General features: G+C 64.6%; 5 protein-coding genes and 1 pseudogene. 1 reads left to right on the top strand and 5 read right to left on the bottom strand.

Annotated elements, in window-relative coordinates:
* Nucleotides 1–77: 77 nt before the first annotated feature.
* A pseudogene (locus WM94_RS27660) lies at nucleotides 78–608 on the top strand (MFS transporter); the annotation flags it as partial.
* Here the strand turns inward: WM94_RS27660 and WM94_RS27655 are convergent.
* The 5 genes from WM94_RS27655 to WM94_RS27635 form a co-directional block, all read right to left on the bottom strand.
* Nucleotides 609–1,310 (bottom strand): YoaK family protein, encoded by a 702-nt coding sequence (locus WM94_RS27655; protein WP_013972898.1) that lies wholly within the window; start codon nucleotides 1,308–1,310, stop codon nucleotides 609–611. It abuts the pseudogene before it with no gap.
* A 10-nt stretch (nucleotides 1,311–1,320) separates the two neighbouring features.
* Nucleotides 1,321–1,947 (bottom strand): riboflavin synthase, encoded by a 627-nt coding sequence (locus WM94_RS27650; protein WP_061552621.1) that lies wholly within the window; start codon nucleotides 1,945–1,947, stop codon nucleotides 1,321–1,323.
* A gap of 629 nt (nucleotides 1,948–2,576) precedes the next feature.
* The gene (gene treS / locus WM94_RS27645; RefSeq protein ID WP_061552620.1) at nucleotides 2,577–4,643 is read right to left on the bottom strand and encodes a maltose alpha-D-glucosyltransferase; all 2,067 of its coding nucleotides are present in this window, start codon (nucleotides 4,641–4,643) and stop codon (nucleotides 2,577–2,579) included.
* A gap of 203 nt (nucleotides 4,644–4,846) precedes the next feature.
* Nucleotides 4,847–5,689 carry a TIGR03915 family putative DNA repair protein gene (locus tag WM94_RS27640; RefSeq protein ID WP_061552619.1) on the bottom strand — a complete coding sequence of 281 codons (843 nt, stop codon included), beginning with the start codon at nucleotides 5,687–5,689 and terminating at the stop codon, nucleotides 4,847–4,849.
* A complete protein-coding gene (locus tag WM94_RS27635; RefSeq protein ID WP_013972894.1) occupies nucleotides 5,680–6,900 on the bottom strand; it encodes a putative DNA modification/repair radical SAM protein in 1,221 nt (406 codons plus the stop codon). The genes WM94_RS27640 and WM94_RS27635 overlap by 10 nt, the downstream gene beginning before the upstream one ends.
* Nucleotides 6,901–6,955 lie beyond the last annotated feature (55 nt).

The following is a 6,955-nucleotide window of genomic DNA, read 5'->3' as shown; positions in this document are numbered from 1 at the left end:
GGCTTATCGTTTCCAGTAGCGTTGGTGCGATGATGGTCTGGCAACGGATATTCCGGTTGGTTAGGTCGACGTGACGCAGACGACGGTTCTTCATCGTCGGCCGTGTCGGCCTGGTCGCGCTTGCTATTCCGGCATTCATGCTCATCAACAGCGGCGTACTGGGGGTGATCTTTGCCGGGCTGCTGATCATTGCCGTGCTGCTGAACTTCTTCATCGGCGTGATGGCGTCGACGCTACCGGCAATGTTCCCCACGCATATCCGCTACAGCGCCCTCGCCAGCGCCTTCAACATCTCGGTGCTGATCGCCGGCCTCACCCCGACCATCGCCGCCTGGCTGGTGGAAAGTACTGGCAACCTGTACATGCCGGCCTATTACCTGATGGTGATCGCCGCCGTGGGGCTGGTCACCGGCCTGACCATGAAGGAAACCGCCAACAAGCCGCTGCGCGGCGCGGCACCGGCAGCATCGGATATCGAGGAAGCGCGTGAGCTGCTGCAGGAGCACCACGACAACATCGAGCAAAGGATAGAGGACATCGATGCGCAGATTGCCGAACTGGAGGCCAAGCGCAAGTTGCTGGTGCAGCAGCACCCGCGCATCGAGTGATCAGTGTGGCATGTAGCCACGCTGCCATGTTCGTGGAATGAACCGCGACACCAGGGCCAGCACGCAGGCCAGCGAGCAGCTGCCGGCTAGCGCCTGCAGGCCCAGGTGGTGCTGCAGCCAGGCACCCAGCGCGGCGCCCAGCAGCATGCCGGCCCAAGGCACCAGTTGCACCCGCCAGCCATTGCGCCGCTCGCCCAGCAGCCAGCGCCCCAGCCCACGACCGAAGCGTGACAGGGCGCCGGTGACGTAGGTCAGGCCGATGGGCAGGCCGTTCACCTGTTCGACCACGGCGTTGATCATGCCCATGGCCAGTGTGGCGGCGAGCAGCGCGGGCAAGGTCGCTGCCAAGGGCCATGCGGCTGCAAAGCCCAGCAGGGCCGCGACCACCAGCAGCACCGGCCAGGCCCGACGACGGAACGCGCGCGCCAGCAGCACGCCCAGGGCGTTGCCGATGACGAAGCTCAGCACTGCAGCACTCAGGCGCAGCACCAGGGCCAGGTCCGCATCGCTGATGGCGACGGCCAGACGCGTGGTGTTGCCACTCATGAATGACACGAAGTCGCCCAGCGCCAGCAGGCCGATGGCATCGGTCATGCCGGCCAGTACGGACAGGCCGGCGACCAGGCCGAGGCCGACACGACCACGCAGAATCTGCAGGCGCAGCCGCTTGGCAGTGCGCGCGGGGAGGGTGTTGGGCAGCATCCTCGGGAACTCAGCGAGGCATTTCGCGGGCCAGGGTGCTCTTGATCGTGCGCTCCACCACATCGACCAGCACCATTGTCTGGTGGTCCACTTCGATGTTGAGCAGTTCGCCGGCTTTGTAGCTGGGGAAGGTGGTCTGGCGCAGGGTTTCCGGGATCAGGTTGATGGTGATCACGTTGTCCTCGACATCGGCTACGGTCAGGCTGCAGCCGTTGACCCCGATGAAACCGCGCGGGAACACGTACTTGCCCCATTCCGCTGGCATGCGGAACTTGATGAAGGCGCCGGTTTCCTTGATCGACAGCTCGACGATTTCGGCGGTGGTGGCGATGTGGCCGGCCATCAGGTGGCCGCCGACTTCGGCGTTCATCTTCGCCGAGCGTTCGATGTTGACGCCCTGGCCGGCCTTGAAGTTGCGCAGGTTGGTGCGCTCGAGGGTGGCGGTCATGGCGTCGAACCTGACCTGGGTGCCGTTGATTTCGGTGACCGACAGGCAGGTGCCTTCGACACTGACGCTGGCGCCGATCTTCAGCTCGTCGAGCAATTCCGGGGTGAGGTCTATGGTGAACTGGTTGTGGCCCGGGTAGGTGGTCACATCAAGCAGAGGGCGGACGGCCTGGACGATGCCGGTGTACATGGAGTTGCTCCTGGGCACGGAAAAGAAAACCTCCGAACGCTATGCCCGTGGAGCGGTAAAAGCAAGCCAGCCATTGGTCTGGACACTGGAAACCCACAGGCACGGCGCACTTTGTCAGCTGGAGGTGACCCTGTGGGAGCGGGTTCACCCGCGAAGCAGGCGACGCGGTAGATGGCACCGGCTGCGCCGGTGTTCGCGGGGTGAACCCGCTCCCACAGGTATGGTGCATTCGTTCAGGTGGTGGGGCCCCTGTGGGAGCGGGTTCACCCGCGAAGCAGGCGACGCGGTGGATGGCACCGGCTGCGCCGGTGTTCGCGGGTGAACCCGCTCCCACAGGTATGGTGCATTCCTTCAGGAGGTGGGGCCCCTGTGGGAGCGGGCATGCCCGCGAAGCAGGCGACGCGGTGGATGGCACCGGCTGCGCCGGTGTTCGCGGGCGCGCCCGCTCCCACAGGTATGGCGCATTCCTTCAGCTGGTGGGGCCCCAGTGGGAGCGGGTTCACCCGCGAAGCAGGCGATGCGGTGGATGGCACCGGCTGCGCCGGTGTTCGCAGGTGAACCCGCTCCCACAGGAATCGCGTGGCTGCCGTTCAGAGCTTTACCGGCGAAGGCAATGGGGCAAATCCAACTCAGACATGCCCACTGCTGTTGACGATCCGCAGGCACAGCGCCTCATACGGGTCCAGGTTCACCATCAGCCGCCCATCCTCGGTCAAATCCCCTTCGACCGTTTCATTGATCATGTCCACCACCGGCCCCGGCGTGAACCCGGTCAGTTGCAGCTCCTCGGCAATCACTTCCTGGCCAAAGTTCAGCGCAGTGATCTGGATGCCACGCCCGGCCGGCAGCTCATGCACCATCACCAGCAAGCCGGGGCTGCTGACTTCGGGCACCAGCACCTGGCGGCTGGTGGCAATGCCATAGGCCTGGCGCACCGCCAGCAGCTTCTTCACCTTGCAGGCAAACGAATCGCCGTTCTCCAGCTGGCTGTCCAGGCTGCCATACAGCGCCCGGGCTCGGGGCATGCCACGCACAGACGTCTGGGCCTGCGGCTCCAGCCCGGCCAGGTCGTAGCCGCCGCGGTGAATCCAGCGGGTATCGCCATCCAGCATCCGCTGGGCGACCGCTTCGGCTGGCAAGGGCAGGGCGCCTACCAGGTCCCAGCCGGACAGCGCCACCACACCCGGCTGCATGGCGTTGTACATGACCAGCAGCAGGTGCATCTTCTGGATCAGCTCGATTTCTGCCACCCCGATCTGCCCAAGGTCGCGGATACCCAGCGCGGCAGCGATCAGGCTGGCCGTGGTACAGGCTATGCCATTGGTGACGAAGCGCAGGTTGTATGGTGCATGCTCGCCCGACAGCCGTTCGTAGATCTCTTCGCGGATGTGCTCGCGCAGGATGCCGCCGGGCAAGGTCTGGCCTTTGTACAGGTACATGTCGTGGGCATGCAGGGTCCAGAAATGCACCAGCTCCACGGTCAGCTCGTCATGATTCTGCAGGGCATGGATCAGCGAGGCCGGGTCGATGCCGAAAGCATGCATCTCCTTGAGCATCAGGCGCAGGAACTCGGTGTCGCCAGTCAGCAGCGCATGCTGGTAGGCCGGCCGGGTAATGAAATCGTAGGACAGGTCGGCACCGCCCCTGGACATCTGCGCGATGTCGTCGAGGGTCAGGTTCAGCTCCTGGAAGCTGAAACCGCCGGCCTTGCGGATCATGCCGCCGATCAGCTGGTTGCTGACGATCGACAGCGGGTGGCTTTCCGACCAGGCAGTGCCGCTGGCGCGGGTCTCCACACCGAGAAAACCGTTGGCATCCAGGCGCAGGCCACGTGCACCCAGGCAGTCCAGGGCGTGCAGGGCATCGCCAATGATCATCTGCTGGGCGGCGAAGGTCGGGTCCAGCCAGTTCAGCGATGGCTGGCCTTCCTTGAAGTAGTGCAGGTACACCCAGCGCCGTGTCTTGCCATCCACACCGGTCACCGGCGGCGTGGCGCTCCAGTCGGTTTCCTTCACACCTGGTTCGAAGAAGATAACCCGTTGCAGCTGGCCAACGATGTAATGGCGGGCCTTGAGCTCGTCGCACTGGGCCGGCAGCAGATTGACCGCGTCGCGCCCAGCAGCCACTTCGGGCAGCAGCGGCCAGTCTTCCTCGCGGATTTCGACCATGTGGTACAGCCCCGGATAGGGACCGTAGGCCAGCTCGGCCAGGCGAAAGTCGGCGCCCTTGCCCGTGTGCGAGGGGATCAGGTCGTCGATGGTCACGGCGTTGTGCGCGGCGGCCATGCGGCTCATCTGGATCAGCTCCTGCTCGCTGCCGTACAGCGGGTCGATGTCGAAACTGATGCGGTCGAAGTTGCCGTCCACGCTGGGGGTGAGTTCACGGCCACGAATGCCGCCGGACAACTTGATCGGGCCGGTGTGCAGGCCCTGAATGCCGATCTCCGACAAACGCTTCCACAGCGCCTCGTGGCCCAAGGCGCCAAGCACCGAACAACCTTCGGGGGCGATGATGGCATCGGGGTAGACGGTCAGCCAGACCGAAGCGATTTCAATGGCGCGGCGGGGCTGCGCTTCGGCGTAGGGCTGTTGCCACAGGCGCGACTGGCCCGAGTACAGGTGGGTGCGTTGCTGGGAGGCCTTGAGCATGGCACGGTCTTCGAGCCATTTGACGTATGACGGGTCGGGTTGGGTCATTTCGCGTCCTCTTTGCGTGTCGGCAGCGGCTCAGGTTATGACGGCTGTGGCGGCTGATCGTTCGGCTTGGGATTGCTTTTGGCTGTTTCGCGGGCGCGCCCGCTCCCACCGGATCTCTACACACTTCGAGAACTGTGCAATACCTGCGGGGGCGGGCATGCCCGCGAAGAAATTCCCACTGATCAAGGTTTGCGAATACGCAACTACCGTATGGGCTTGCTGATTTGTTTGCCAGCCTGAGAGGCGACCTCCAGTGCTTGGCCGTCCCGTTGCTTGCCTTGCCGAGCCAGGCCTTCGAGCTGCGGAATCAGCATGCCCTCCGGCAAATGACGCCAGAACCGCCCGGGCATGTGCAAGCGCAAGGCGTCGGGGTTGAGGCGGGCGGGGTTGAAGGTATGACGATAGTAGGTGCGCCATAATTCGGCACCAGGGTCTTCGGCGTTGCGGGCCCATTGGCGCCAGGGTTCGGGGCACTGTCGCTGGTAGTCGAAAGCCTGGCCATCGAAGCGTATGCCGTCGTGGGCCGTGGCAATCATCCAGCGCAAACGCCCCAGGCGGTCGGCGAAATGCTCACTGGCGCTTTCCAGAATGTCATGCGCCGGCTCGTGATAGGCCACCAGGTCGAGTTGCAGCTGTTCAGCCAATACTTCGGGTAGTGGCACGAAGCGTACAAACGCATGCAGGTGGTGTGCTTCGCGATTGACCTGCTTGATCCGTCTATGCAGCTCACTGCCCAATCGGTCACCCGGCAGCATTGCAGTGCGGTCGCCATGGGCCACCCGCCAAAGTACCTCGTAAAGCAGGTTCCAGCGGTGCTCGCAACGGTAGCGGGCCGCCTGTTCCAGCTGGCCGAGCAGCGCCGCAGGCACCTTGGCGCGAAAGGGACCGGAGCCTTCCGGCAGCGCTGTCGGTACGGCCAGCAAATCAGCCACCGGCCCTTGCGCCCAGGTGACCTCCGACGGGTCGATGCCATGCCCCAACAACACCCGGGCCTGGTCACGCCAGGTGGCGAACAGGCCGTCGCAATCGAGCGCGATCATCCCCACAAGCCCATCTGCACCGGGGCCTGCGGCTCACGCAAGCGCGCCCTCAGCAGGCCGCTGCGCAGTTCGGCCTGGGGCGGGCGGTAGTCGCTGGTGACAATGAATGGCCGCGCCTTGTCCAGCACGCAGCGCAACTGGATCAGGTCATCGTAGCGAATGCGCCGTTCGCGTCGCAGGGCTACCAGGCGCTGCACGCTGCGCAGGCCGATGCCGGGAATGCGCGCCAGTAGCGCCGGCTCGGCACGGTTCACATCCAGCGGGAACACGTCGCGGTTGGCCAGCGCCCAGGCCAGCTTGGGGTCGATGTCCAGTGCCAGATTGCCGCTCTGGCCCAGCAGCTCGCCGGCCTTGTAGCCATAGCCACGCAACAGGAAGTCAGCCTGGTACAGACGGTGCTCGCGCAGCAGCGGTGGTGCGGCCAGGGGGACGCTGCCGGGGCTGTCAGGGATGGGGCTGAAGGCGGAGTAGTACACACGCTTGAGGCCGTAGCCTTGGTACAGCGATTCGGCATTGCGCAGCAGTGTGCTGTCGTCGGTGCTGTCGGCCCCGACGATCACCTGGGTGCTTTGCCCGGCCGGGGTAAAGCGCGGCGCCTTGGGTTCGTGGGCCACGGCTTGCTGGCCCTGGTGGATCACGCCCATGGCCTGGCGAATGGTGTGCGCCTGTTTTTCCGGTGCCAGGCGTTTCAGGCTGGCGTCGGTCGGCAGCTCGATGTTGACGCTGAGCCGGTCTGCCAGGCGCCCGGCCTCCTCTATCAGCAACGGGTCGGCATCGGGGATGGTCTTGAGGTGGATGTAGCCACGGAAGTCGTGCTCTTCGCGCAACAGCCGCGCCACGCGGACCAGCTGCTCCATGGTGTAGTCCGCCGAACGGATGATGCCGGAGCTGAGGAACAGGCCGCTTATGCAGTTGCGCCGGTAGAAGTCCAGGGTCAGCCGGACCACTTCCTCGGGGCTGAAGCGTGCGCGTGGCACGTTGCTGGATCGGCGGTTGACGCAGTACTGGCAGTCGTAGAGGCAAAAGTTGGTCAGCAGCACCTTGAGCAGCGATACGCAGCGCCCATCAGGGGTGTAGCTGTGACAGATGCCCATGCCATTGGTAGCACCCAGCCCATCAGCCCCGCGCGAGTTGCGTTTGGGCGCGCCGCTGCTGGCGCAGGATGCGTCGTACTTGGCAGCATCGGCAAGGATGCCGAGTTTGGCGATGAGTTGCATGGGCCTGACCTGTGATACTGAGTATTCATACAGTATTTTGAGACGTGGCGGATTG

This window comes from Pseudomonas sp. ABFPK (assembly GCF_001586765.1).
Classification (GTDB): domain Bacteria; phylum Pseudomonadota; class Gammaproteobacteria; order Pseudomonadales; family Pseudomonadaceae; genus Aquipseudomonas; species Aquipseudomonas asiatica.
Note: the sequence above shows the minus strand (reverse complement) of the source record. Positions and strands in the feature narration are given on the sequence as shown.